This window comes from Mesorhizobium sp. M1E.F.Ca.ET.041.01.1.1 (assembly GCF_003997355.1).
Classification (GTDB): Bacteria; Pseudomonadota; Alphaproteobacteria; order Rhizobiales; family Rhizobiaceae; genus Mesorhizobium.
Genome location: NZ_RZSL01000933.1, coordinates 1 through 1,592, shown reverse-complemented (window position 1 = coordinate 1,592; position 1,592 = coordinate 1). Strand labels below are relative to the sequence as shown.

Genomic DNA, 1,592 nt, shown 5'->3' with positions numbered 1-1,592 from the left:
TGGGAGGAGTATGACTGCAGCAAACAGCGGTCTAAGTCACGCTTGAAATGTTTATGCTGCAGAATGCAACGACTTCGACTCGCTTGCGGTTGCGAACTTGACGCTGGCTTCGAAGCCGGACTGCGTTCCGGGCCTCGGCGGAAGCGGGCTGAGCGCGATGGAGCATTCGCCGCGGATGAGCGTGCCGCCCGCGCCCGGAATCTCCGCGTTTTGTCGCCAGGGTGCCGATGTCGTGCTGCTGCAGTCCCACCGGCATCCGACATAATCAGTGGCTCCACGGCACGCCATCGACGGGGGCGGGCAAAGCGTGGTTGATCAAGCGCTTTTGTCAGGTCGAGTTGTGGCGCCGATCCGCCGGAAAATGAAACTTTCCGCGCCATTTCTCTCCGGCGCTGCCTGTGCCAGCGCGGCGTCGGCCAGTATCGCCATGTGGTTGTGGATCGGCGACTTGATGCAGGCTGGATCCGTAGCCGCGGCATCGCCGGCAATCGCCATCGCCTGACACCTGCAGCCGCCCCAGTCGATCTCGCGACGCTCGCAGCTTCGGCAGGGCTCCTGCATCCATCCGGTGCCGCGGAAGGCATTGAACGCTGGTGAATCGGTCCAGATTTCGGCAAGCGTGCGCTCGCCGAAACGCTCGAAGTGGAGCGAAGGAATCGTCTGCGCGGCATGGCATGGCAACACGGTACCGTCCGGAGCCACCATGAACGCATCGCGCGCCCAGCCGCCCATACACGGCTTGGGATAGATGGCAAAATAGTCGGGCGTGACGAAGTCGATGTTCATAACGCCGGCTAGCTGTTCCTGAGCCGCCGCGACAATGTCCGCCTGCCGCTCGACCGCGGCACGTTCGGGCATCAGCATATCGCGATTGGCCAGCGCCCAGCCGGCATACTGCACGTTGGCGATCTCGAGCCGCTCCGCGCCCAACGAAAGGGCCAGATCGATGAATTCGGGCACTTCCTCGATGTTGTGACGATGGATCGGCGCATTGATGGTGAGCGGCAGCCCGGCCGCGCGGGTGCGGCGTGCCGTCTCCAGCTTCTTTTCGTGGCTGCCGCCGTGGTTGCCGATACGGTCGGTCGTGGCCGGACGAGCACCCTGAAAGCTTAACTGCAAGTGGTCGAGACCGGCTTCGGCAAAGGCCTCGATGCGGCCTTCGGCAATGCCGACGCCGGCGGTGATCAGGTTGGTGTAGACACCGCGCGCCGAAAGCCCGGCGATCAATTGCTCGAGGTCGCGGCGCAGCGTCGGCTCGCCGCCGGACAGATGCACCTGCAGAATGCCAAGATCGGCGGCCTGCGAGAAGAGATCGAGCCAAGTCTGCGTGTCGAGCTCGCGATTGGCCTTCAGCAATTCGAGCGGATTGGAGCAATAAGGGCACTGCAGCGGGCAGCGATGCGTCAGTTCCGCCAGCATGCCGATCGGAGGGAGAACGGGCTCGCTCATAGCTTCACCAGCAGCTTGTCCGACCATTCCTGCAGGAAGGCGATGACGTCGGCCGCCACGGCCTCCTGATCGGCGTCATAATCGGAGGCAAGATCGGCGATGATGTGGCCGACCGTGGATCGCCCATCGCAGCGGCGCAATAT

The 1,592-nt window shown here is 63.5% G+C and carries 2 protein-coding genes; both read right to left on the bottom strand.

From position 1 onward, the window contains the following. Positions 1 to 315 precede the first annotated feature (315 nt). Entirely contained in the window at positions 316 to 1,449 is a 1,134-nt protein-coding gene (pqqE, locus tag EOA38_RS36055) for a pyrroloquinoline quinone biosynthesis protein PqqE (RefSeq protein WP_126092675.1), read from the bottom strand. After that, entirely contained in the window at positions 1,446 to 1,589 is a 144-nt protein-coding gene (locus tag EOA38_RS36050; RefSeq protein ID WP_245481014.1) for a PqqD family protein, read from the bottom strand. The genes pqqE and EOA38_RS36050 overlap by 4 nt, the downstream gene beginning before the upstream one ends. Positions 1,590 to 1,592: the final 3 nt, after the last annotated feature.